The sequence below is a fragment of the Citrobacter sp. CRE-46 genome (genome assembly GCF_059615875.1).
In genome coordinates, this window is sequence record NZ_CM184341.1 from 3,342,563 (window position 1) to 3,367,534 (window position 24,972).

20 protein-coding genes, 1 tRNA gene and 2 other RNA genes are annotated in these 24,972 nt (G+C 53.3%); 10 read left to right on the forward strand and 13 right to left on the reverse strand.

The features are described 5' to 3' along the window. Nucleotides 1–144: 144 nt before the first annotated feature. The 5 genes from serS to lrp form a co-directional block, all read right to left on the reverse strand. On the reverse strand, nucleotides 145–1,437 hold the full coding sequence (serS, locus tag AC534G_RS16305) for a serine--tRNA ligase (protein WP_003836908.1): 1,293 nt from the start codon (nucleotides 1,435–1,437) through the stop codon (nucleotides 145–147). Nucleotides 1,438–1,528: 91 nt separating this feature from the next. Next, nucleotides 1,529–2,872, reverse strand: a complete 1,344-nt coding sequence (gene rarA, locus AC534G_RS16310) for a replication-associated recombination protein RarA (RefSeq protein WP_110498506.1) — start codon at nucleotides 2,870–2,872, stop codon at nucleotides 1,529–1,531. A 10-nt stretch (nucleotides 2,873–2,882) separates the two neighbouring features. Then, nucleotides 2,883–3,494 (reverse strand): outer membrane lipoprotein periplasmic chaperone LolA, encoded by a 612-nt coding sequence (lolA, locus tag AC534G_RS16315; protein WP_085049191.1) that lies wholly within the window; start codon nucleotides 3,492–3,494, stop codon nucleotides 2,883–2,885. Between the two features lie 111 nt (nucleotides 3,495–3,605). Then, nucleotides 3,606–7,583, reverse strand: coding sequence for a DNA translocase FtsK (gene ftsK / locus AC534G_RS16320; protein WP_496594430.1), 3,978 nt, complete (start codon nucleotides 7,581–7,583; stop codon nucleotides 3,606–3,608). A 134-nt stretch (nucleotides 7,584–7,717) separates the two neighbouring features. Beyond that, nucleotides 7,718–8,212, reverse strand: coding sequence for a leucine-responsive transcriptional regulator Lrp (gene lrp / locus AC534G_RS16325; protein ID WP_000228469.1), 495 nt, complete (start codon nucleotides 8,210–8,212; stop codon nucleotides 7,718–7,720). 547 nt (nucleotides 8,213–8,759) lie between these two features. On the opposite strand from lrp, the gene trxB reads away from it, so the two are divergent. The 5 genes from trxB to infA all read left to right on the forward strand — a co-directional run bounded on the left by trxB (nucleotide 8,760) and on the right by infA (nucleotide 14,584). Continuing rightward, nucleotides 8,760–9,728 carry a thioredoxin-disulfide reductase gene (trxB, locus tag AC534G_RS16330; RefSeq protein ID WP_003831889.1) on the forward strand — a complete coding sequence of 323 codons (969 nt, stop codon included), beginning with the start codon at nucleotides 8,760–8,762 and terminating at the stop codon, nucleotides 9,726–9,728. 114 nt (nucleotides 9,729–9,842) lie between these two features. Beyond that, nucleotides 9,843–11,609 carry a heme ABC transporter permease/ATP-binding protein CydD gene (cydD, locus tag AC534G_RS16335; RefSeq protein WP_038639271.1) on the forward strand — a complete coding sequence of 589 codons (1,767 nt, stop codon included), beginning with the start codon at nucleotides 9,843–9,845 and terminating at the stop codon, nucleotides 11,607–11,609. Then, nucleotides 11,610–13,331, forward strand: coding sequence for a heme ABC transporter ATP-binding protein/permease CydC (gene cydC / locus AC534G_RS16340; protein WP_069323242.1), 1,722 nt, complete (start codon nucleotides 11,610–11,612; stop codon nucleotides 13,329–13,331). It abuts the gene before it with no gap. Between the two features lie 44 nt (nucleotides 13,332–13,375). After that, a complete protein-coding gene (aat, locus tag AC534G_RS16345) occupies nucleotides 13,376–14,080 on the forward strand; it encodes a leucyl/phenylalanyl-tRNA--protein transferase (RefSeq protein WP_038639268.1) in 705 nt (234 codons plus the stop codon). Nucleotides 14,081–14,365: 285 nt separating this feature from the next. After that, nucleotides 14,366–14,584 (forward strand): translation initiation factor IF-1, encoded by a 219-nt coding sequence (infA, locus tag AC534G_RS16350; protein WP_002211347.1) that lies wholly within the window; start codon nucleotides 14,366–14,368, stop codon nucleotides 14,582–14,584. Nucleotides 14,585–14,665: 81 nt separating this feature from the next. On the opposite strand, the gene AC534G_RS16355 is transcribed toward infA, so the two are convergent. Continuing rightward, the gene (locus AC534G_RS16355) at nucleotides 14,666–15,577 is read right to left on the reverse strand and encodes a LysR family transcriptional regulator (RefSeq protein ID WP_069323241.1); all 912 of its coding nucleotides are present in this window, start codon (nucleotides 15,575–15,577) and stop codon (nucleotides 14,666–14,668) included. A gap of 108 nt (nucleotides 15,578–15,685) precedes the next feature. On the opposite strand from AC534G_RS16355, the gene AC534G_RS16360 reads away from it, so the two are divergent. The 5 genes from AC534G_RS16360 to AC534G_RS16380 all read left to right on the forward strand — a co-directional run bounded on the left by AC534G_RS16360 (nucleotide 15,686) and on the right by AC534G_RS16380 (nucleotide 17,843). Next, nucleotides 15,686–16,546 carry a pirin family protein gene (locus AC534G_RS16360; RefSeq protein WP_038639258.1) on the forward strand — a complete coding sequence of 287 codons (861 nt, stop codon included), beginning with the start codon at nucleotides 15,686–15,688 and terminating at the stop codon, nucleotides 16,544–16,546. Between the two features lie 16 nt (nucleotides 16,547–16,562). After that, the gene (locus AC534G_RS16365; protein ID WP_110498507.1) at nucleotides 16,563–17,240 is read left to right on the forward strand and encodes an isochorismatase family protein; all 678 of its coding nucleotides are present in this window, start codon (nucleotides 16,563–16,565) and stop codon (nucleotides 17,238–17,240) included. Nucleotides 17,241–17,389: 149 nt separating this feature from the next. Then, nucleotides 17,390–17,477 (forward strand) — tRNA-Ser (locus tag AC534G_RS16370). 44 nt (nucleotides 17,478–17,521) lie between these two features. After that, nucleotides 17,522–17,660, forward strand: a non-coding RNA gene (locus AC534G_RS16375) — RtT sRNA. A 44-nt stretch (nucleotides 17,661–17,704) separates the two neighbouring features. Further along, nucleotides 17,705–17,843: non-coding RNA, RtT sRNA (locus tag AC534G_RS16380), on the forward strand. A gap of 141 nt (nucleotides 17,844–17,984) precedes the next feature. Here AC534G_RS16380 and rlmC read toward each other — a convergent pair. The 7 genes from rlmC to AC534G_RS16415 form a co-directional block, all read right to left on the reverse strand. Beyond that, on the reverse strand, nucleotides 17,985–19,112 hold the full coding sequence (gene rlmC / locus AC534G_RS16385) for a 23S rRNA (uracil(747)-C(5))-methyltransferase RlmC (RefSeq protein ID WP_110498508.1): 1,128 nt from the start codon (nucleotides 19,110–19,112) through the stop codon (nucleotides 17,985–17,987). Nucleotides 19,113–19,296: 184 nt separating this feature from the next. Further along, on the reverse strand, nucleotides 19,297–19,785 hold the full coding sequence (locus tag AC534G_RS16390) for a YbjO family protein (RefSeq protein WP_038639250.1): 489 nt from the start codon (nucleotides 19,783–19,785) through the stop codon (nucleotides 19,297–19,299). Between the two features lie 59 nt (nucleotides 19,786–19,844). Continuing rightward, nucleotides 19,845–20,690, reverse strand: coding sequence for a putrescine ABC transporter permease PotI (gene potI, locus AC534G_RS16395; protein ID WP_110498509.1), 846 nt, complete (start codon nucleotides 20,688–20,690; stop codon nucleotides 19,845–19,847). Further along, nucleotides 20,687–21,640 (reverse strand): putrescine ABC transporter permease PotH, encoded by a 954-nt coding sequence (gene potH, locus AC534G_RS16400; RefSeq protein ID WP_069323239.1) that lies wholly within the window; start codon nucleotides 21,638–21,640, stop codon nucleotides 20,687–20,689. The genes potI and potH overlap by 4 nt, the downstream gene beginning before the upstream one ends. A 9-nt stretch (nucleotides 21,641–21,649) precedes the next feature. Then, nucleotides 21,650–22,783, reverse strand: a complete 1,134-nt coding sequence (gene potG, locus AC534G_RS16405; RefSeq protein ID WP_069323238.1) for a putrescine ABC transporter ATP-binding subunit PotG — start codon at nucleotides 22,781–22,783, stop codon at nucleotides 21,650–21,652. A gap of 138 nt (nucleotides 22,784–22,921) precedes the next feature. Then, nucleotides 22,922–24,034: a spermidine/putrescine ABC transporter substrate-binding protein PotF gene (potF, locus tag AC534G_RS16410; RefSeq protein ID WP_038639239.1), complete on the reverse strand. Its 1,113-nt coding sequence runs from the start codon at nucleotides 24,032–24,034 to the stop codon at nucleotides 22,922–22,924. A 433-nt stretch (nucleotides 24,035–24,467) separates the two neighbouring features. Then, nucleotides 24,468–24,944 carry a type III secretion system chaperone family protein gene (locus AC534G_RS16415; RefSeq protein ID WP_038639236.1) on the reverse strand — a complete coding sequence of 159 codons (477 nt, stop codon included), beginning with the start codon at nucleotides 24,942–24,944 and terminating at the stop codon, nucleotides 24,468–24,470. Nucleotides 24,945–24,972 lie beyond the last annotated feature (28 nt).

A 24,972-nucleotide genomic window follows, 5' to 3' on the forward strand; every position in this document is an offset into this window, starting at 1 on the left:
TATCGCTAGTATCACTATACAGACTGGTAGATACTGACTTTCATTCGAAGGCAGTATTACTCCTATGTAGGTAAGGGTTATTGTCCGACGTCAAACGGGCATAAAAAAAGCGCCCTGAGGCGCTTTTTAGCATAGAAAGATAGGTTAGCCGATGAATTCCAGGCCATTCATGTACGGACGTAATACTTCCGGAACCTGAATGCGGCCATCTGCCTGCTGATAGTTTTCCATTACCGCCACCAGCGTACGTCCAACTGCCAGACCGGAACCGTTCAGGGTATGCACCAGACGGGTCTTTTTGTCGGATTTGCTGCGGCAACGCGCTTGCATGCGACGCGCCTGGAAATCCCACACGTTGGAGCAGGATGAGATTTCGCGATAGGTATTCTGCGCTGGGATCCACACTTCCAGATCGTAGGTTTTGCATGCGCCGAAGCCCATGTCACCTGTGCACAAAATGATCTTACGGTACGGCAGACCCAGCAGTTGAAGAACCTTCTCGGCGTGGCCGGTCATCTCTTCCAGTGCGTCCATTGAATCTTCCGGACGAACAATCTGCACCATCTCAACTTTATCGAACTGGTGCATACGGATCAGACCACGGGTATCACGACCGTAAGAGCCTGCTTCAGAACGGAAGCACGGCGTATGCGCGGTCATTTTGATCGGCAGCGCATCTTCGTCAATGATTTCGTCACGCACCAGGTTAGTCAGCGGAACTTCGGCCGTTGGGATCAGCGCGTAGTTGCTGCTGTCAGCTTCTTCGTCCAGCGGACGGGTATGGAACAGATCGCCAGCGAATTTCGGCAGTTGCCCGGTACCATACAGCGTGTCATGGTTAACCAGATACGGAACATAGTTTTCGCTGTAACCATGCTGTTCGGTATGCAGATCCAGCATGAACTGAGACAGCGCACGATGCATACGTGCGATCTGCCCTTTCATGACCACGAAACGAGAGCCGGTAAGCTTCACCGCAGCGGCGAAATCAAGACCCGTGTGCATTTCACCCAGGGTAACATGATCGCGGACTTCGAAATCAAACTCACGCGGTGTACCCCAGCGGCTGACTTCGACGTTGTCATTTTCATCTTTACCCACCGGAACTTCATCCGCTGGCAGGTTAGGAATGGTCAGCGCAATGTCGCGGATCTCGGCCTGTAAGGTATCAAGTTCAGCTTTCGCGGCATCCAGCTCTTCGCCCAGTTTGTTCACTTCCAGACGTAAAGACTCGATATCTTCCCCGCGCGCTTTTGCCTGGCCAATGGATTTCGATCGAGAGTTACGCTCTGCCTGCAGGTTTTCAGTTTGTACCTGCAGAACTTTACGACGCTCTTCAAGAGCGCGCAGCTTATCTACATCCAGCTTAAAGCCCCGGCTTGCCAGTTTTTCTGCGACTGCGTCTGGCTCATTACGCAGCAGATTGGGATCGAGCATGCTTATCCTGTGCTTATCGAATTAAAATGGGAAAAGTGACCACAGCCTGCGGTCACAGGGATACAGAGACAACATTACCGCAACGATAACACTAACGGTAGCGTTTTATAGGGCTATTTTGATCCTGTCCGGCGAGCCAGGCGAGCTTTTCGCCAATCTTGCCTTCAAGACCTCTGTTTGTGGGGCGATAATAGCGCGTTTGTGCCATTTCCTGGGGGAAGTACTCTTCTCCGGCGGCATAGGCATTTGGTTCATCATGCGCGTAACGATACTCCTGACCGTAGCCCATCTCTTTCATCAGCTTAGTCGGCGCATTGCGCAGGTGAACGGGAACGTCGTAATCCGGACGTTCACGGGCGTCGGCCAGCGCGGCTTTAAAGGCGGTGTAAACCGCGTTACTCTTCGGCGCACAGGCCAGGTAGACGATCGCCTGAGCGATTGCTCGCTCGCCTTCCGCGGGTCCCACGCGAGTGAAACAATCCCACGCGGAAATCGCCACCTGCATAGCGCGAGGATCTGCGTTGCCCACATCTTCAGAGGCAATCGCCAGGCAGCGACGGGCAACGTACAGCGGATCGCCACCCGCGGTAATGATTCGCGCATACCAGTAGAGCGCCGCATCCGGCGCGCTACCACGTACCGACTTGTGTAAGGCGGAGATGAGATCGTAAAAGCGATCGCCTTTATTATCAAAGCGCGCGCTGCGTTCACCGGCAATTTCGGTCAGTAATTCCGCTTTCAATACGCGCTTGCCGGAATCATCAACTTCGGCCATATCGGCCATCATTTCCAGCGTATTCAGCGCCCGCCGCGCATCACCATTAACCAGTTCAGCAATCGCCCGACGCGTCTCTTGTGGCAGAACAATATCCTGATCGCCGTAGCCACGCGCTTTGTCTGACATTGCCTGGTCAAGCACCTGTTCAATATCGTCGGTGGTTAACGATTTCAGCAAATAAACGCGTGCCCGCGACAGCAGCGCCGAATTCAATTCAAACGAGGGGTTTTCGGTGGTAGCGCCAATAAACGTAATTGTACCGTCTTCAATATGCGGTAAAAACGCATCCTGCTGGCTTTTATTAAATCGATGGACTTCGTCCACAAACAGTATTGTGCGTCGGCCAGCGTTACGGTTCTGACGCGCACGCTCAATCGCTTCACGAATTTCTTTTACGCCAGAGGTGACCGCCGAAATTCGTTCAACATCGGCGTTAGCGTAACGGGCAATAACTTCGGCAAGGGTGGTTTTACCCGTTCCCGGCGGTCCCCATAAAATCATAGAGTGCAGGTGCCCGGCCTCAATGGCGCGGGGCAAAGGCTTACCGGTAGCCAGCAGATGCTGCTGGCCGATATACTGCGCTAAATTTTCTGGCCGCATACGCGCGGCCAATGGCTGAAAGATATTATCAGAAAAGTCGAGCGACAGATTGCTCACTCACACGCCTCTACTTACGTTGATCGTCAACCGTTACACCTTGTGGCGGGGTAAAGGTGAATTTAGATGGTTCAATCGCGCCATTCTGCTGCGATTTCAGTTGATAGCTGCTGCGCTGATCGTCTTGCTCAACGGCGCTAAACTGATGGATCGTCCCGTCACGCCCAACATTGATCGTAAACTGTTTCAGGTTACCGTTGCTGGTTTTCGGCGTCAGCACGAAATCATCGCCGTTTTGCTTAATGTTGTACTGCTGCCAGTCGCTGGCCTGGTTACGCGCAATCAACATGAACGGCGTGTTGCCGGTGGCGTCTTTCAGCCAGGTTGCAGTGGCTTGTTCAACAAACGGGTTAAAGAACCACAGCGTTTTACCATCAGAGACCAGGATGCTCTCGTCAGGCTGCGTCATGTGCCAGTTAAACAGATTAGGACGTTTAACCCATAAATCACCCTGCCCCTCCTGCACTGCCGCACCGCTACCGTCCGTAACCTTTTGCGTAAAGCTGGCATGGAAGCTACTGACTTTATCCAGGCGGCTTTTCAGGTCGCTGGCAGCATCAGCCCAGACGCTGCTCACTACAAAGCTCGACAGTAATGCACAGGTGATTGCGATTCTTTTCATCGTTATTCCTCAAAATACGTCACTCCCAACGGGGAGATCCCTCTGCTATCCATTTCAGGCCAAAAAACAGCATGAGGAAAGTAGAAAATACTGAATTACTTAACTTTGCAATCAATCGAAGGGCGGCGGAGCCAACACTTCACGATTACCATTATGCCCTTGCTCGCTGACAATTCCCTGCGCTTCCATCTGTTCGATAATACGCGCCGCTCGGTTGTAACCGATACGGAACTGTCGTTGAACACCGGAGATGGAAGCTTTGCGTTTTTGGGTAACAAAGTTCACCGCCTGATCGAACAACGGATCTAACTCTTCGCCACCATCAAAGCCGCCAGCGCCACCTTCGCTTTCGCTGTCTGAGGTAATGCCATCAACATATTGTGGACGACCGCGCGCTTTCCAGTCCTGCACCACCGCGTGAACTTCTTCGTCACGAACAAAGGCACCGTGTACACGCACAGGAATCGTCGAGTTCGGCGCCGAATAGAGCATATCGCCCATCCCCAGCAGCGATTCCGCGCCGCCCTGATCAAGGATAGTACGCGAGTCAATTTTGCTGGAGACGGTAAAGGCAATACGCGTCGGGATATTCGCTTTAATCAGACCGGTAATGACGTCAACGGATGGTCGCTGGGTTGCCAGCACCAGGTGGATCCCCGCCGCACGCGCTTTTTGCGCCAGACGTGCAATCAGTTCTTCCACTTTCTTACCTACGGTCATCATTAGATCGGCGAATTCATCCACCAGAACAACGATATACGGCAGTTTTTCCAGCACTGGATGCTGAACGTCCATGCTGTCGCCCGGCTTCCAGTACGGGTCCGGGATCGGACGTCCCATACGAGCTGCTTCGGCGATTTTCTCGTTATAACCGGCAAGGTTACGTACGCCGAGCGCCGACATCAGTTTGTAGCGACGTTCCATTTCATTGACGCTCCAGCGCAAAGCGTTGGCAGCATCTTTCATGTCGGTCACAACTTCAGTCAGCAGATGCGGAATGCCTTCATAAACCGACAGCTCCAGCATTTTAGGGTCAATCATGATAAAGCGAACGTCTTCTGGCTGCGCCTTATACAGCATGCTGAGGATCATGGCGTTCACCCCAACAGACTTACCGGAACCGGTAGTCCCTGCCACCAGCAGGTGCGGCATTTTCGCCAGATCGGCAACAACCGGTTCGCCCGCAATATCTTTACCCAGCACCACAGTCAACGGGGACGAGTTATCACGGAATTTCGCGTTATCTAACACTTCGCGCAGATAAACGGTTTGACGTTTTTTATTCGGTAATTCCAGTCCGACATACGGTTTGCCAGGAATGACCTCGACCACGCGGACCGCAGCGGTCGACAACGAACGCGCCAGATCTCGTGACAGGTTGGAAATGCGCGCCGCTTTAACCCCTGGTGCCAGGTTTAGTTCAAAACGGGTAATGACCGGCCCTGGAGAGTAGTTCACTACATCAGCTTTAATACGGAAGTCCGCCAGACGCGCTTCCACCAGACGCGCCATTTGTTCCAGTGCAAAAGTATCAATCGGCTCAACTTCACTCGGCGGCGGCGTGAGCAGATCTAACGATGGCAACGGCGTACTCGGACGCTGAACCGGACGGCTGTCGCCGTTACGCATCAAGAGTGGATGGATCAGGCTATCCTGCGGCGGCGGTGTAACAGGCTGTGCCGGCTGCTGATAATGCTGCTGTGGTGCGACAGACTGTGCCGGCTGCTGATAATGCTGCTGCGGAGCGACAGGCTGTGCCGGCTGCTGATAATGCTGCTGCGGTGCGACAGGCTGTGCCGGCTGCTGATAATGCTGCTGCGGTGCGGCAGGCTGTGCCGGCTGCTGATAATGCTGCTGCGGTGCGACAGGTTCCTGGTGCTGCGGCGCAGGCTCAGGCATCACGCCTGGCGTAAACAGCGGCTCATGCGGACCGTCATCCACCAGCGTTTTCATTGGCGAAAATTCAAAGTCATCAAGCGAGAACGGATTGGCCCCGGCAGGCTGTTCGCCGGAATAGCGCTGCTGCTGGGACGAGGCAAACTGGCGAGCCAGTTCCGCTTCTGCGGCCAAATCTTCGTCATCAGTCTGATGGGTATCGTCCTGATAATCATCGCCATAACGGTGCTGCTGAGACTGGGCAAACTGACGTGCCAGCTCATCCTGCTGCATTGCATCAATTTCATCGTCGCTGTACGCATTGGTATCAAGCTGCTCTTCGCGAGCTTTCTCTTCAGCCATACGCTGTGACGGCAGTTTTATGCCATACGATGCTAACTCCCGACGGGTAGGCACGCGCACACGATTCGGGCGCGGCAGTTGCGGGCCAATCCCTTCTTTCACCTGCGGACGCGGCGCACCGCTACCCGCAAGGCTAAACACAGGTGCTGCGGCAGCGGCATTTGCCCCAGAAGCGGCGCTTTTCACCCCGGCAGCCAGCGGCGCAACGGCACCAACAGACTCAACGGGCGGAATGGAGGCAGCCGTCGGCATAGATGGCATAGACGGCTTAACACGCTCAGGCTCCTGAGCGGGTTCTGGAATAGGCTGATACCAGGCGGCCAACTGCTCACGCTCGCGCGCTCGTTTCTCTTCGACTTCTTCAAAATAGTAGAGCGGCGGACGAGAGGGTTTCGTCTCCTCAACAACTGGCTCAGGTTCCACTACAGAAGGTTGTTCAACCACAGGTTGCTGGAACGCGGAAGGTTGTTGGAAGCCAGGCTCCTGCTGATAGACCGGTTGCGGCTCAGGCTCCGGCTGATAAACAGGTTCCTGCTGCCAGTTTTGCTGCGCGGTGAATTCCTGCGGCTGCGGCGCGGCGGGTTGCGCATACACCGGTTCAGACGTTTGCGGTGCGTAATATTCCGGCTGAGGATTCTCCTGTGCAACTGGCTGTTGCCATGGCTCATACAGCTGCTGCACCGCAGGCTGAGCATATTCGGCTGACTGCGGATAACCTTCAGGCGCAGGCGCAATCACCGCATCACCGGTTTGCGGGCCAGGCGCGGATTGCCAGGCAACGGCTGGCGTCGATTGCTCCATAACGGTGCCGGTAACTGGCGACGTTTGCAACAGCGGATCAACCGGCGCGCTCCAGGCCTGAGATGCCGTTGTGGCTGCTGCTGCGGCAGCTACCGGCTCTGTCACCGAATGACCGTTCAGCAGTGGATCGAGTTTGTCGTATTCAGGCAATGTTGCCCGATTACCGGAAAACAGCACATCGTTCGGATCGGCGACCACGCCACGGGCGCTGTATTCAATGTCGTGTTCATCATCCATGCGTTTGCCGGAGAACAGCGCAGCATCAGTATGACGGCCCAGCGGATTGGTAAATTTCTCAGCAAGGCGTTTACGGCGCGCTAACGCACCGCGCAGAATTCGAGCCCGACGCGATTCATGGGGTTTACCATCAGCGGCGTCGACAAACTCTTCTTCATCTTCATATTCTTCGTCATCGACCCAGGTATCGTCGCGGCGGGTACGGTTGCTGGCAAATGTCAGGGTATTAAGTAACCAGCCACCCAGTTTTTCCGCAATGCTCACCCATGACCAGCCGGTAAACAGCGTTAATCCCGCAGCCCAGATGCACAAAAGCGTAAGCGTACCGCCGCTACTGTGCAGTAATGGCTGCAGCGTAGTGCTGAGCAGGCTGCCAATCACCCCGCCAGAGGCGAAATACCAGATGTCATCGGCGTTAATTGCGGCCAGCCCGCAGGAGGTGAGGATCAGGGCCAGAACGCCAATAATGCGCAATGAAACAGCAAAATAATCGACGTATTCGTCGCTGGCCTGGTGTCGCCAGGCAAACCAGCAGCCGCCGACAATAATGACCGGAATGGTGTAGGCCATGACGCCAAAAATAAAGAACAGCGTGTCCGCCAGCCATGCACCGGGAATGCCTCCCAGGTTATGGATAGGTTCATGCCATGCGGTTTGCGACCAACTGGGATCCGAGGGGTTAAAGCTGAGTAAGGCAGCCATCAACCAGACGGCAAAAAGGGCAATAAGGATCAGTAGCGCTTCCAGAAGTCGGCGCCCGCTGCTTAACTTCGTCAATGTGACGTCTTTGTCTTCAGTGTATTCCTGGCTCAAAAACGGCTCTCCAGGTTTCAGGCTTTTCCTGCCCGATGCTAAAACGGACAACAGCACCGGGTTGCCCCGGCACTGTTGCTGTATGGATTAACAGGAGTGTAATCAAACTGCGTCGATTTTGCACCTGTTCCGTGTTAGCGCGTCTTAATTACCAGACGATTGCTCTGTTTGACTTCTTCCATTACTACATAAGTACGTGTGTCATTTACGCCAGGCAGACGCAGCAGGGTTTCCCCCAGCAGCTTACGGTATGCTGACATATCCGGTACGCGTGTTTTCAGCAAATAGTCGAAATCACCGGAAACTAAATGACACTCTTGAATTTCTTCAAGTTTTTGTACTGCAGCGTTAAATTGTTCAAACACATCCGGGGCGCCACGATTCAGAGTTATCTCAACAAAAACCAGAAGTGATGCATCCAGATAATGTGGGTTTAACAGCGCTGTATAGCCCTGAATGAAACCCTGCCTTTCCAGCCGACGCACACGCTCAAGGCAGGGCGTCGGTGAAAGTCCCACACGTTTAGAAAGCTCGACGTTAGAAATACGCCCATCCTTTTGCAGCTCATTAAGAATGTTACGATCAATACGGTCGAGATCTTTGCCAGGGCGCTTCTTACTATCTACCATTATTATTGTCTCTCTGTATTCCTTCCCTACTCCTGCCTGACTCTACTAACATCACTGTTCAGAGTCGCTCCCCATCAAAATAAACCGCAGCCCAGAGGGATTTACGGCTTGCAATGTCTGGGTTTATGGTGAGAAGACCGTTGCCTGTCGGCGGCTATCGACATCACGAATGGCATCTGTCCACACCATGCGTAGATTTCGCTAACACGGTAAACATGGTATCTACATGCATGATTATGCAGCACATACATGACACAGTTTTTTTCTTCCTTGAATGTTTTCGCAAAACAGCAGGGGATTGTCAAAGCAAAACATCGATTTTTAGTACAACATGCCAGTTATTCAGTCGCAGTGATGGAAATTCGTCATTTTATCACCTTATAACTGACCGATTTTAAGTAGAAATCGTTATAGTATTACGACTCAATCTGTCGTTCATCGGTCTCCGCTATTACACATATTGTTAACAAAATCGCCATACTCTTTTTTTACGCCTGTAAATTCCCTACAATCCTGCTCATTGCCTGCCAACAACTATGGGGATCTCATGGGCGCAACCAAACACAGTAAACTTCTTATTCTGGGCTCAGGCCCTGCGGGATATACCGCTGCGGTCTACGCTGCACGCGCTAACCTGCAACCGGTACTGATTACCGGTATGGAAAAAGGTGGTCAGTTGACCACAACAACAGAAGTGGAAAACTGGCCTGGCGATCCGCACGATCTTACTGGCCCATTGCTGATGGAACGTATGCACGAACATGCGACCAAATTTGAGACAGAAATCATTTTTGATCACATCAGCAAAGTTGATCTGCAAAACCGCCCTTTCCGTCTGACCGGCGACAGCGGTGAATACACCTGTGACGCATTGATCATCGCCACTGGCGCGTCCGCACGCTACCTGGGCTTGCCTTCAGAGGAAGCATTTAAAGGCCGCGGCGTTTCCGCTTGCGCCACCTGCGACGGTTTCTTCTACCGTAACCAAAAAGTTGCGGTGATCGGCGGTGGCAATACCGCTGTTGAAGAAGCGTTGTATCTGGCGAATATCGCATCTGAAGTACATTTGATTCACCGTCGCGACAGCTTCCGTGCTGAGAAAATTCTTATCAAGCGGTTGATGGATAAAGTGGAAAACGGCAACATCGTGCTGCATACGCACCGTACGCTGGAAGAAGTGACTGGCGATCAAATGGGCGTAACCGGACTGCGTCTGCGCGATACGCAAAATACTGACAACGTTGAATCACTTGACGTTGCGGGATTGTTTGTCGCCATCGGTCACAGCCCGAATACCGCCATTTTCGACGGTCAGCTCGAACTGGAAAACGGCTACATCAAAGTTCAGTCCGGTATTCACGGCAATGCGACGCAAACCAGCATTCCAGGCGTCTTCGCAGCGGGTGACGTGATGGACCATATTTATCGCCAGGCGATCACTTCTGCTGGCACGGGTTGTATGGCTGCGCTTGACGCAGAACGTTATCTCGACGGTCTGGCAGACGCTTGCAAATAAGTTTTACAAATCAGTAACAAAAGTAAAAAAGGCGACTATAAGTCGCCTTTATTTTTGCCTCGTTGTAACATTGTCCTGCCCAAAAATTCCAATAACTCACCTGCTAAGCGTGCAATGAATAAAACCCGTCAAAAAGAGCTGACCCGCTGGTTAAAACAGCAAAGTGTAATATCCCAACGATGGCTGAACATTTCACGCCTGCTGGGATTCGTGAGCGGCCTGTTAATTGTCGCTCAGGCCTGGCTCATGGCCCGAATTCTGGACCATATGATCATGGGCAATATCCCCCGGGAAGCGCTTCTGCTCCCTTTCATCGTGCTGATTTTGGTTTTCATCCTGCGCGCATGGGTCGTCTGGTTGCGCGAACGCGTCGGGTTTCACGCCGGGCAACATATTCGCTTTGAGATTCGTCGCCAGGTTCTCGATCGCCTGCAACAGGCGGGTCCGGCCTGGATACAGGGTAAACCAGCCGGGAGCTGGGCGACCCTGATCCTCGAGCAGATTGACGATATGCATGATTACTATGCGCGTTATCTGCCGCAAATGGCGCTGGCCGTATGCGTTCCCCTGTTGATTGTGGCGGCCGTTTTTCCGTCAAACTGGGTAGCCGCTCTTATTCTGCTCGGAACCGCCCCGCTAATCCCTCTGTTTATGGCGATGGTCGGTATGGGCGCAGCCGACGCTAACCGCCGCAACTTTCAGGCGCTTGCCCGACTAAGCGGTCATTTTCTCGATCGCCTCCGGGGTATGGAAACGCTGAGAATATTTGGCCGCGGTGAAGCCGAAACAGAAAGTATTCGCGCAGCATCACAGGATTTCCGCCAGCGTACGATGGAAGTCCTGCGCCTGGCATTCCTGTCATCCGGGGTCCTCGAGTTCTTTACGTCGTTGTCTATCGCTCTGGTCGCGGTTTACTTCGGTTTTTCCTACCTCGGCGAGCTTGACTTCGGCCACTACGGTATGGGCGTCACGCTGGCGTCCGGTTTCCTGGCGCTCATTCTGGCACCGGAGTTTTTCCAACCCCTGCGCGATCTCGGGACGTTTTATCACGCCAAAGCGCAAGCCGTCGGAGCAGCAGACAGTCTGAAAACCTTTATGGAAACCCCGCTGGCGCACCCTGAGCGTGGTGAGATTGAGCTGGCGACGAAAGATGCCGTTTCAATTGAGGCTGCAGGTCTGGTCATCACCTCACCGGAAGGCAAAGTGCTTGCGGGACCGCTCAACTTTACCCTGACAGCAGGTCAACGTGCGGTAGTGGTAGGACGTAGCGGATCCGGAAAAAGTTCGCTGCTGAATGTTCTGTCCGGTTTTCTTTCTTATCAGGGATCGCTGCGGATCAATGGTTTTGAACTACGCGACCTGTCGCCTGATTCCTGGCGCAAACAGCTGTCGTGGGTTGGGCAAAACCCGCAGCTTCCTGCCGCCACGTTACGCGAAAACGTACTGCTGGCACGGCCCGATGCCAGTGAAGAACAGCTTCAGGCCGCACTCGACAGCGCCTGGGTGAGCGAGTTTTTACCGCTGCTGCCGCAGGGCGTAGATACGCCAGTCGGCGATCAGGCGGCCCGACTTTCTGTTGGTCAAGCGCAGCGCGTGGCCGTGGCGCGCGCGTTACTTAATCCGTGTCAGTTGCTTCTGCTGGACGAACCCGCAGCCAGCCTTGATGCCCACAGTGAACAACGCGTGATGCAGGCATTGAACGCAGCATCGCGCCGCCAGACCACGCTGATGGTGACGCACCAGCTTGAAGATCTTGCCGACTGGGATGCTATCTGGGTCATGCAGGATGGTCAGATCGTTGAACAAGGTAGCTGGGCTGAACTTAGCGCTGCCAACGGTGCTTTTGCAACACTACTGGCTCATCGTCAGGAGGATATCTAAATGCGCGCTTTGCTACCCTATCTGACGCTGTATAAACGTCACAAATGGATGTTAACGCTGGGCATCGTTCTGGCGATCGTTACGCTGCTGGCCAGTATTGGCTTGCTGACGCTCTCAGGTTGGTTCCTGTCTGCTTCTGCGGTGGTGGGCGTCACTGGAATTTACAGTTTTAACTATATGCTCCCCGCCGCGGGCGTACGTGGTGCGGCAATCACCCGAACCGCAGGCCGTTATTTCGAGCGCCTGGTCAGTCACGACGCCACGTTCCGAGTGCTGCAACACCTGCGGATTTATACCTTCAGCAAGCTGCTACCGCTCTCCCCTGCTGGCCTGTCCCGCTATAGACAAGGTGAATTACTTAACCGCGTCGTCGCTGATGTCGACACGCTCGATCATCTTTATTTACGCGTTCTGTCTCCGCTGGTGGGAGCGTTTGTCGTCATCATGGTGGTCACGCTGGGACTGAGCGTTCTCGATTTCACGCTGGCTGTCACCCTCGGCGGTATTATGCTGCTGACCTTATTCATTCTGCCCCCACTCTTTTATCAGGCCGGTAAAAGTACCGGGCAAAACCTGACGCATTTGCGTGGGCAATATCGTCAGCAATTAACCTCCTGGCTGCAGGGCCAGGCTGAATTAACTATCTTCGGCGCCAGTGAACGCTACCGCGCTCAAATGGAAGCCACTGAATTGCAGTGGCATGAAGCGCAGCGACGTCAGTCCGAATTAACGGCGCTGTCGCAGGCGATCATGCTGTTAATCGGCGCGCTGGCGGTGATTATGATGTTATGGATGGCCTCAGGCGACGTGGGCGGAAATACCCAGCCAGGCGCGCTAATCGCGCTGTTTGTCTTCTGTGCGCTGGCTGCGTTTGAGGCATTAGCGCCTGTCACCGGCGCGTTTCAGCATCTCGGCCAGGTTATCGCCTCTGCATTACGCATCACCGAACTGACCGAACAGCAGCCAGAAGTCACCTTCCCGGATACCGAATCTCCGGTTTCTGAGCAGCTCACTCTTACCCTGCGTGAGGTCTCATTCAGCTATCCGGGGCAGACGCAAAAAGCACTCGACACCCTTTCTTTACTGGCAAAACCCGGTGAGCACATCGCTATTTTAGGTCGCACTGGCTGCGGAAAGTCAACGTTGTTACAATTGCTGACCCGCGCCTGGGATCCGCAAAGTGGCGAAATCCTGATTAACGATCGACCGCTTTCAGCCCTGAATGAAGCCACATTGCGCCAAATCATCAGCGTCGTGCCACAGCGCGTACATCTGTTTAGCGCTACGCTTCGCGATAACCTGCTGCTGGCAGCTCCGCACGCCAGCGATGAAGCATTATCCGCGATCCTGCGCCGCGTCGGTCTGGAAAAACTGCTTGAAGACGATGGGCTCAACGCCTGGTTGGGCGAAGGCGGTCGTCAGCTTTCCGGCGGCGAGCTCCGCCGTCTGGCTATCGCCCGCGCCTTGCTGCATGATGCCCCGCTGATGCTGCTGGATGAGCCTACCGAAGGGCTTGATGCCACAACAGAAAGCCAAATGCTTGAATTAATTGGCGATGTGATGCGGGATAAAACCGTGCTGATGGTCACACATCGTCTGCGCGGATTGTCGCGTTTCGATCAAATAATAGTGATGGACAACGGACAAATTATTGAGCAAGGTAATCACGCAGATCTGTTAGCCAGGCAGGGGCGTTATTACCAGTTTAAGCAACGTCTGTAAGCTATTATTGAACGATCAAACTCGCGTAGTGGAGTTTCGCTGTCATGCGCCTGGTGCAACTGTCCCGCCATTCAATAGCCTTCCCATCACCGGAAGGCGCTTTACGCGAACCTAACGGTTTACTGGCGCTGGGAGGCGATCTTAGCCCTGCCCGCCTGTTGATGGCCTACCAGCGCGGTATTTTCCCGTGGTTTTCTCCCGGTGACCCTATTCTCTGGTGGTCACCCGATCCGCGCGCCATTCTTTGGCCTGAGAACTTTCACCTCAGTCGCAGCATGAAACGCTTTCATAAAAATTCGCCTTATCGTGTGACGCTCAACTACGCGTTCGGTCAGGTGATTGAAGGCTGTGCGAACGATCGGGAAGAAGGCACCTGGATCACACACGATGTGGTGGACGCTTACCATCGGCTGCACGAACTGGGACATGCGCACTCAATTGAAGTATGGCGACAAAATGAATTAGTCGGCGGCATGTATGGCGTGGCGCAAGGTACGCTGTTTTGTGGCGAATCAATGTTCAGTCGTCAGGAAAATGCATCCAAGACCGCACTACTTGTTTTTTGCGCGGAATTTATCCGTCAGGGCGGAAAATTAATCGACTGCCAGGTGTTAAATAGCCACACAGCATCCCTGGGCGCCATCGAAACCCCGCGGCGGGAGTACCTTGAGCAGCTGAGCAGACTGCGTCAGCAGCGGCTACCGAGCCATTTCTGGATACCAAGGACGTTATTTTCGCCTCAGGGGTGAATGTTTTCGGCACATTTTTTGTCGGGGTGTTATAATTGTGCCGCAGAGTTGGTTTAGCCCATTACCCCGCCGCCGTTAAGGAACAGTTCGCGCCAGGCAACGCCTATCGTTTATCTCCTCGTTCCCTTATACGTTGCGCTTTACGTGCGGCTTTGCCGTGGGTGGTCAGAGTAATGCGCCAAACCCGATTTGCTGTGTTTTAAACGCACAAATCTTTACTTATTAAAAGAACTTCGGCATTATCTTGCCGGTTCAAATTACGGTAGTGATACCCCAGAGGATTAGATGGCCAAAGAAGACAATATTGAAATGCAGGGTACCGTTCTCGATACGTTACCTAATACCATGTTCCGCGTAGAGTTAGAAAACGGTCACGTGGTTACTGCACACATCTCCGGTAAAATGCGCAAAAACTATATCCGCATCCTGACGGGCGACAAAGTGACTGTTGAGCTGACCCCGTACGACCTGAGCAAAGGCCGCATTGTCTTCCGTAGTCGCTGATTGTTTTCACGCCACCATGATGGCGTCCAGATAATAAAAGGTCGGTTTAACCGGCCTTTTTTATAGGCTGAGGATCTGTATTTAATCCTCAATCATCCGCGCATATTCTTCTGTTAAGAAATCCACCAGGGCGCGTACCGAGGGCAGCAATCCCCGACGAGACGGAAAGACTGCGTGAATAATTTCCCGCTTGGGCTCCCAACCGTCGAGCAATGCCACCAGTTCACCCGCCGCTAATTGCTCTTTCACCATCAGTTGCGGAAGTTGTACAACCCCCACGCCGGCAATCGCGGCTTCACGTAACGCCAGCATATCAGTGGTGATCATTCGCGGCGTGAAATGCACCTCCGCCCGTGCGCCCTGTGGGCCGAATAACTCCCAGCGATGCACATGTTTACCCGATGCCAGACTCAGGCCCGGCCAACGGGTCAATTCCGCCGGGGAGTTAACCGCGCCCATTTGTTCAATTAATCGCGGGCTGGCATATAACCGGTGTCCCCTGTCTGCAAGTACCCGCATCACCAGGTCGCTATCCTCAAATGGACGAGGTCTGACGCGAATCGCCACGTCCAGACCTTCACCGATGACATCAACGCGACGGTTCGTCGCCTCAAGCTGCACGGATACATCGGGATAACGCGCCATAAATCGGGCAAGCATTGGCCCAATATGCACATGCAACAAGGTGACCGGACAAGTCAGCTTCACAACGCCACGCGGCTCAACCTGTAAAGCCGCAATGGCATCCTGCGCCGCCTGCGCTTCCACCAGCATCGCCTTACAGTGCTCGTAAAAGGTTTGTCCGACTTCAGTCACGTTAAACTGCCGGGTGGTTCGCTGAATAAGTCGAACCCCCAACCTCTCTTCAAGTTGCGCAATACGTCGGCTCAGTTTTGATTTCGGTTCATCAAGCGCACGCCCCGCCGCGGCGAAACCACCTTCCTCTACGACATGTACAAACCAAGCAAAATCATTGAGATCCGGCTTTGTCATTTTATTGTCCTATTTATGAGACAGTGAAGACCATTTTAGCGACTACTCAATTCGCTGTCATGAATATAAGCTTATTCACATCAAGATAACGCCACTGAGGAGACACAAATGAAACAAGTAACAGGCGTCTACACCGCACCTCGCCCGCACTGGGTTGGCGATGGATTTCCGGTTCGCTCAATGTTCTCTTACCAGTCTCATGCAGAGCAGTTAAGTCCATTCCTGCTGCTGGATTACGCCGGTCCGCATACGTTCACACCGGGTAACGAAAAGCGCGGCGTCGGCGAACACCCTCACCGTGGTTTTGAAACGGTGACCATCGTTTACAGCGGTGAAGTTGAACATCGTGATTCAACTGGTCGCGGCGGCATTATCGGTCCCGGCGACGTGCAGTGGATGACCGCAGGTGCAGGAATTTTGCACGAAGAATTCCATTCACCGGAATTTACCCGTCGGGGCGGCGAACTGGAAATGGTACAGCTGTGGGTCAACCTGCCGGCAAAAGACAAAATGGCCACGCCGGGTTATCAGAGCATCACCAGCGATGTTATCCCAACGGTTGCTCTGCCTGATGAAGCAGGAAGCGTTCGCGTTATTGCGGGTAGCTACGAGGAAACCAAAGGGCCTGCACATACTTTTTCGCCGCTGAACGTCTGGGATATGCGACTGCAACGTAATCATCAGCTCGCGTTGTCTCAGCCTGAAGGATGGAGCACCGCACTGGTGGTATTGAAAGGCAATATCACCGTAAACGGCACCACGCCAGCCAGCGAAGCGCAACTGGTGGTGCTAAGCCAGCAGGGGAAAACGCTGCACATTGAAGCCACCAGCGATGCCATCGTGCTGCTGCTGTCTGGCGAACCGTTGAACGAGCCAATTGTAGGTTACGGCCCGTTTGTCATGAACACGAAACAAGAAATCGCTGAAGCCGTACGCGATTTTAACTCCGGCCGTTTTGGCCAAATCTGAATCGAAGGAGAAGAATATGTCCAGTCCTGCAAACTTTAATGGTTCACGTCCGTTCATCGATGTGAATGATTCCGTCATGCTGCTTATCGACCATCAGAGCGGGCTTTTCCAGACCGTCGGCGATATGCCAATGCCAGAGCTGCGTGCGCGTGCTGCTGCGCTGGCTAAAATGGCCACCCTGGCGAAAATGCCGGTGATTACCACGGCGTCTGTACCGCAGGGACCTAATGGCCCGCTGATCCCTGAGATCCATGCCAATGCGCCCCACGCCCAATACGTGGCGCGTAAAGGCGAAATCAACGCCTGGGATAACGAAGACTTCGTTAAAGCGGTAAAAGCAACAGGTCGTAAGACGCTGATTATCGCCGGTACGATTACCAGCGTCTGCATGGCTTTCCCGGCCATCAGCGCAGTGGCTGAAGGTTATAAGGTCTTCGCGGTAATCGACGCCTCCGGCACCTACAGCAAAATGGCGCAGGAAATTACCCTGGCACGCGTGGTTCAGGCTGGTGTCGTGCCGATGGATACCGCTGCCGTCGCTTCTGAAATACAGGGGACATGGAACCGTGAAGACGCCGCTGAGTGGGCGGAAGTGTATACCAAAGTCTTCCCGGCTTATCAGTTGCTGATCGAAAGCTACAGCAAAGCCCAGGAAGTCGTGACCAACGGCGAAAAACTGGACTCTCAGCGTTAATTATATCCTCCGCGCCAGTCCGGGCGGAGGAATATGTACACTGCGTAACCAAACAACAGTGAACCTGTAAATTCTGCTTGACCGTTTTAGCGCAACTCCCTATAGTAGCGCCCCGTTGCCCCCCAAGCGGTCAGGCAGCAATACAATATGGTGAGGTGTCCGAGTGGCTGAAGGAGCACGCCTGGAAAGTGTGTATACGGCAACGTATCGGGGGTTCGAATCCCCCCCTCACCGCCATATTTTAAGAAGAGCTCGTACGCAAGTACGGGCTTTTTTTTCGTATATTGCACGCCCGTGGGGGGATGAGAAGCCCCGACCGGGGTTCGACTGCTGGCGCAGCCAGCTGGACAGACCGAGAGCATCGCGAACGGGCTGCCCCGAAGGGGCGAGCAAAGCGAGTCAATCCCCCCCTCACCGCCATATTTTAAGAAGAGCTCGTACGCAAGTACGGGCTTTTTTTTCGTATATTGCACGCCCGTGGGGGGATGAGAAGCCCCGACCGGGGTTCGACTGCTGGCGCAGCCAGCTGGACAGACCGAGAGCATCGCGAACGGGCTGCCCCGAAGGGGCGAGCAAAGCGAGTCAATCCCCCCCTCACCGCCATATTTTAAGAAGAGCTCGTACGCAAGTACGGGCTTTTTTTTCGCATGTTGCATTTGCCGGATGCGGCGCAAGCGCCTTATCCGGCCTACAGTCATGCCCCTCCTCGTAGGCCTGATAAGCGAAGCGCCATCAGGCATGGGGTTAGTGTCGACTGAGCAGCGTTAACACTTCGTAATGCGCGGTGTGTGGGAACATATCGAAAAGCTGAACGCGGTCAATGCGATACCCTGGCAACTCGTGAATATCCTTCGCCATGGTTTGCGCATTGCAGCTTGAATAGACAATAAAACGTGGCGCCATGCGGGAAAGAAAATCGCACAGCGGTTTGCCAATCCCGCGACGCGGTGGGTTCACCAGAACCAGATCGGGTACTTCGTCCTGGGCGGTAGCAAACTGAGTCGAATCCAGCGCCTGAAAACGCAGATTTTGCAACCCAAGCTCCTGCGCCGACTGTTTCGCACAGGTAATCGCCTCTGGCGCGATTTCAATACCTGTCAGTTTCATCTGCGGCGTGGCGCAATGCAGACCAAACCCTCCTACGCCGCAAAACAGATCCCACATATGATCAACCGGAAGCTGGCGCACCCAGTCGCGTGCGGTGGCATATAAATGTCCCGCCACCACTGGGTTGGTCTGGAAAAAGCTCTGTGGACGTATCCACAGCGGCACATCATTAAAGCGTTCCGCCAGCGCCTGTTGTTCGGTGAGGAAGATTTCTGTCTCCCCTTCCATAATCGCCATATGCACCGGTTGAATATTCACAGTGATCACTTTTAACTGTGGCAACCGTTCCTGCAACCACGGTAGCGCTGCACGCAACTGCGCCAGTTTGGCGTCTGAACGCAGGACAAAGCGCAGCATCATACCGCCATCAAACCGGCTTTCCGTTAACAGCAGATATTTAAGCTCCCCGCGTTTACGCGCCACGTTATAGGGCGTTAACCCCGCACGGGCGATAAACGGTTTGAGCACGGCAAATACGGGCGAAAAAGACGCAGGATAGAGCGGACAATCACACAAATCCTCCGGCGTACCGTCACGATGCAGCATCCCAAGCAGTGGTTTTTCCACGCTGCCGCTGACCACCATTTTGGCTTTGTTGCGAAAAGCGCGTTCCGGGCCGCTGACCGGCGCGCGCCACTCCGCCACCGCATGTTCAGCAAGCAGTTGGCGTAAATCGGCCATTTTGGCGGTGAGTTGGTGGGAAACCGGCTGTTCAATCCACTGACAGGAACGACAGCGACCGGCGTCATAGAGTGCGCACTGCATACAAAAACCTTTACGTGATCGAGGGCGGAGATTATATACGTAAAATCATTCGGGATGCATATCAGGCCTGAGCTTTCGTAGGCCTGATAAGACGCGTTAGGGTCGCCATTAGGCAATTGTGCGGCGTCGGTGCCGGATGGCGGCATAAACGCCTTATCCGGCCTACAAACAACACCGACCACATTTACTGCAAACGGAAGAACCGCCGACTGGACGCGGGAACAAACAGTAGCAGCAACACCAGCATATCCGGCAACTTTTGCATCACCAGCGTACGCAGGATCTCACGTCTGGACTCTCCCGCAATGCTGAACAGTTCAGGATAACCATAACCCAACGAGGCCGCCCACAGATAAACGCTGGCGATAATCTGGGTCAACAGATAAACCCAACGCGCCCAGTTACGTCCTTTCACCAGCGAAAATGCGCAGTAGATTTCAATAAACAGCAGCGCCAGGCTGCCCAGAAACACCAGCGTCAAATTCCAGGTCTGCACGCTGCGATGAATAAATTCGCTGGTTCCACGCAACCCTAGCGTATTAAAAATCATCAACAGATCGAGACAGCGGATCATGATAATAGCCAGCGCCGCCACCTGCACCAACGCAGGGACGTTTAAGCGAGCATGTGATGTGGATGATTTCTTAAAAAATCCCAACGCGTCGTCTTCCATGAAAACGGCGCAGCCACCACAGCGGCGCCGTATAGACAGGTTGGCAGATTTTAGTTTTTTCAGCCGCGTCTTGCACGTTGGATATCGCGAATCCGTTGTTTTTCTGTTCGCGCCATCAGATACCACGCGATAAATCCGATGATTCCTACCACGCCAAGAATCAGCGTCGCCAGCGCGTTGATCTCCGGGTTAACCCCCATACGTACGCTGGAGAACACCAGCATCGGTAATGTTGTGGCGCCAGGACCAGAGACAAAGCTGGCGATAACCAGATCATCAAGCGACAACGTGAAGGCCAGTAACCAGCCGGAGATCACCGCAGGCATAATCATCGGCAGCGTGATAACGAAAAAGACCTTCAGCGGCGTGGCGCCAAGATCCATTGCCGCTTCCTCAATGGAGTGATCCAGTTCGCGCAACCGCGAGGAAATCACCACCGCCACGTACGCCGTACAGAAGGTGACGTGCGCCAGCCAGATGGTCAACATACCGCGATCCGCAGGCCAGCCGATGGCATGCGCCAGCGCCACAAACAGCAGCAGCAGTGATAAACCGGTAATGACATCCGGCATAACCAGCGGTGCGGTAATCATAAAAGCAAACCCATTCGATCCGCGAAAACGGCCAAAACGCAACATTACCACGGCGGCTATAGTGCCGAGGATTGCCGCCATCGTCGCCGCACCCGCAGCAATCGTTAAGCTCATGCCAACGGCGCTTATCATCGCGGTATCGTGGAAAAGTTCACCATACCAACGCGTTGACCACCCCGCCCAGACCGTTACCAGCTTCGAACTGTTAAACGAATAGATAACCAGCATCAGCATCGGCGCGTACAGGAAGGTAAAGCCCAGCACCAGGATAAAAATACGCCACGGCGAACGCACGACCGGTAAGTTATTCATCCGTGTTCCCCCATGCTTTTTTGCTGATATTTGTGGAACCACATGATTGGCACAATCAGTAACAGCAGCATAATAATGGCAACGGCAGATGCCACCGGCCAGTCGCGGTTGTTAAAGAACTCCTGCCACAGCACGCGACCAATCATGATGCTATCCGGGCCGCCCAGCAGTTCCGGAATTACAAACTCACCCACAGCCGGGATAAACACCAACATCGATCCGGCGATAATCCCGCCTTTGGTCAATGGCACAATCACGCTAAAGAAGGTTTTCAACGGTCGGGCGCCCAAATCCAGCGCCGCCTCTACCAGCGAATAATCAATACGCGTCAGCGCGGTGTAAATCGGCAGCACCATAAAGGGTAAATAGGCATAAACAATCCCGATATAGACCGCCAGATTGGTGTGCAGAATCGTCAATGGTTGATCGATAACGCCCAGCCACATCAGAAAGTTATTCAGTACACCGTTATTTTTCAGGATCCCCATCCAGGCGTACACGCGAATCAAAAACGACGTCCAGGACGGCAGGATCACCAGCAATAACAGAATATTGCGTGTCGAGGGTTTACTGTGTGCGACGGCCCACGCCAGCGGATAGCCCAACAGCAGACAACAGATCGTCGAAATCCCCGCCACCTGCAAAGATTGCAGGTAGGCATCAAAATAGAGCGGATCATCCGTTAGTTGCAGGAAGTTGGCTAAGTTGAGCGTGATGGATAGCTGATCGTCAGCCCATGAAACGAGGTCGGTATACGGTGGAATAGCGCGCGCCATTTCAGCCAAACTGATTTTGAAGACGATCAGAAACGGCAGAAGAAACAGGAGCAGCAGCCACACATACGGCAGCGCAATCACCAGCTTGCGCCCGTGGTTCATTTGCAGCCGCGACATAAGCAGCGTGAATCGCCCTGCTTTATCCACGCGCGCCGGAGGTTCAAGTGTACTCATCTTCGCTCCTTAAACCGTCAACACCACACAGCTGTCTGCATCCCAGCACAAACGGACCTCGTCACCCCAGGTTGGTAATCCCTTGCGATAACGATGTTCATTTTGTAGCTGAGCGCTCAGCATCTGGCCGCTTTTCAAACGTACGTGATACACCGACAAATCGCCCAGATAGGCAATGTGCACCACTTCACCTACCGCGAAGTTATAACCGTCTGGGGGAGGAGCCTCACAGAGCATGATTTTTTCCGGGCGCAGCGCAACATACACAGGGACGTTATCGACAATAGACGCATCTGCATCTACTTTCAGCGGATGCACCAGTCCAGGAGACTCAATAATCAGCCCATCTTCCTGGCGTTCTTTCAGTAGTCCTTCAAAGACGTTAACCGAACCGATAAACTCGGCGCTATAGCGCGTAGTCGGATGCTCGTAGATCTCTTCCGGTTCGCCGATCTGCACAAATTTTCCGCGGTTCATGATCGCAATCCGCCCTGCCATCGTCATGGCTTCTTCCTGATCGTGCGTTACCATCACGCAGGTCACGCCGACGCGTTCAAGGATATCCACCACTTCCAGTTGCATACGGTCACGGAGCTTTTTGTCCAGCGCCCCCATCGGTTCATCCAGCAGCAGCAACTTCGGCCGTTTCGCCAGGCTACGCGCCAGCGCCACACGTTGACGCTGACCGCCGGAAAGCTGATGCGGTTTGCGTTTTGCAAATTCCTGCATGTGCACCAGGCCCAGCATCTCATTCACCCGGCTGGCAATTTCAGCTTTTGGCAGCTTGTCCTGCTTGAGGCCAAAGGCAATGTTCTGCTCTACCGTCATGTGCGGAAACAGGGCATAGGATTGAAACATCATATTGATCGGGCGCAGATAAGGCGGGACGTGCGCTAAATCGACGCCATCAAGCATAATTTGCCCGGTTGTCGGCTGTTCAAATCCCGCTAACATGCGCAGCAGAGTCGATTTGCCACAGCCGGATGCGCCGAGCAGGGCAAATATTTCACCTTTGTAGATAGTAAGATTGACGTCATCGACGGCGTGTTGCCCGTCGAAAGACTTGGTCAGGTTGCGAATTTCAAGCAGCGGGGTCAGCGCCTTGCGGATTTTCGCGTGTGGGCGTGGGGTTGCATCATTCACTCAGGTGCTCTCCGGCATAAAACAAAGAAACGGTGCAAATAACGCACCACGGTGGTGCGTATTGCCGGGTTAGGTGTGTTTAGGATCAACACTGCCCGGCAGGCATAAATCCTGCCGGGTCATGTCCCAAACATCAGGTTATTTTCCGCTTTTTACCTTCGTCCACGCTCGGGTACGGACACGGTCGATCTTCGGATCCTGTACTTTCAGCGTGAACAGCTTGGCGCGCACATCCGCAGGCGGGTAGATACCAGGGTTATCACGAACTTCCTGACTGACCAGAGCCGTCGCTTCTTTGTTGGCATTGGCATAGAACACGTGGTCGGAAATATGCGCAATCACATCAGGACGCAGCAGGTAGTTGAGGAACTGATAGGCTTCTTCTTTGTTTTTGGCATCGGCTGGCATTGCAAACACGTCAAAGAACGCCATCGCCCCCTCTTTAGGAATTGAGAAAGAGATATTGACGCCATTTTTCGCTTCTTTTGCACGGTTCGCCGCCTGCCATACGTCCCCCGCCCAACCAATTGCTACACAGGTATCTCCGTTTGCCAGGTCGTTAATATATTGCGAAGAGTGGAAATAGCGAATATTCGGACGCAGTTTCAACAGCAGGTCGGTCGCCGGTCCGGTGTAATCATCTGCTTTGGTACTGTTGGGATCTTTACCCAAATAGTTCAGTACGGTAGCAAACACCTCTTCAGGCGCATCAAGGAAAGAGACACCGCAACTTTTGAGTTTTTCCAGATTTTCCGGTTTGAGGATCAGATCCCAGCTATCAACCGGCGCATCTGGCCCCAGCACCGCTTTCACTTTGTCCACGTTATAGCCAATGCCGGTCGTTGCCCACATATACGGCATCGCAAACTTGTTGTCCGGATCGTGTTTACCCACCAGCTTCAGCAGCTCAGGATCGAGGTTTTTCCAGCCCGGTAGTTTGCTCTTATCCAGCGGCTGGAAGACGCCAGCGGTCAGTTGACGTTCGAGGAAACTGGCGGAAGGAACAACCAGGTCAAAACCGGTGCTACCCGCCATGAGCTTACCTTCCAGTACTTCATTGGAATCAAATACGTCATAGATAACTTTAATTCCGGTCTCTTTTTCAAAGTTAGCCACCGTATCCGGAGCAATATAATCAGACCAGTTATAAATATGCAGCGTTTTTTGTTCAGCAGCGAGCGTGCCGGCAGAGATGGACATCAGAGCACCCACAACCAGGCCTGATAACCATTTTTTATTTAAGGCGGTCATAATCTCTTTCCTTCTGAAAGTTCGTTAACAAACGAACAAAAATGTCACACTCTAATGATATGCAAGAAACGTGCATATTCTTTCATGCGGCATCAATGAAAAGAGAGTCCTCTCCCGATGCCGCTATCGCGCGCAGATATCCGCTCACTCATTCACCACGTACTGTAGTCACAGCTCAGGTCACACGGGGCAGTTCGAGAATTGACGTCTATATGCTTCGCAAGAATAACTTTAGCCAGGTTTTGTGGATATAGCCCAGATTAAAAAACGTCTTTTATCAATTTTTTATGCAAGAATTGTCTATGACATAAAGCGGAAGGAGCAGAATGGAAGTGAATAATTCTTTAATAAAAGGTTAAACGCAGAATAAAAACAGGCAGTACGCAACCGCTCTGGTAGCGACTGCGCAAAATGTGTCCAGATTCAGGGGGAATTAATGGAGGAAATGGACTTCAGCATTGCTGTTTTGCGTATCGTCTTCAGCGTTAAATAACAGCTGATGCGCCCCAGCTTCGAGGATCACCATCGATATCTGCTCTTCGCTCTGGCGAACAAAACACTCAAACTGTTCAAACGTTACGCCCGGCGTAACGGATAAAGACTGGCAAACCACCAGCTTTGGCAGATTATCATCCTGCATATCCAGAAATGCTTTTACCGTCAGCGAACTGGCATTAATCGCGGACAAATCGGCGGCCAGTGGCAGCAGTGCGGAAGGTCTGACTTCCGCCATTGCAGAAAACAGGATGACGTTATCCACCAAATCAACTTTTGCATCAAAGATGCCGTCAAAGTTCTGCATATGAGGTAAATGCAGCGCCTGACAGGTATCGCATTCAAAAAAACTCATGCCCAGGTCGTCGAGCCATTGACGCAACGTATCCAGAGTGGGAACGACCAGTGATGTCATAATAATGTGCGACCTCTATTGATGAAAA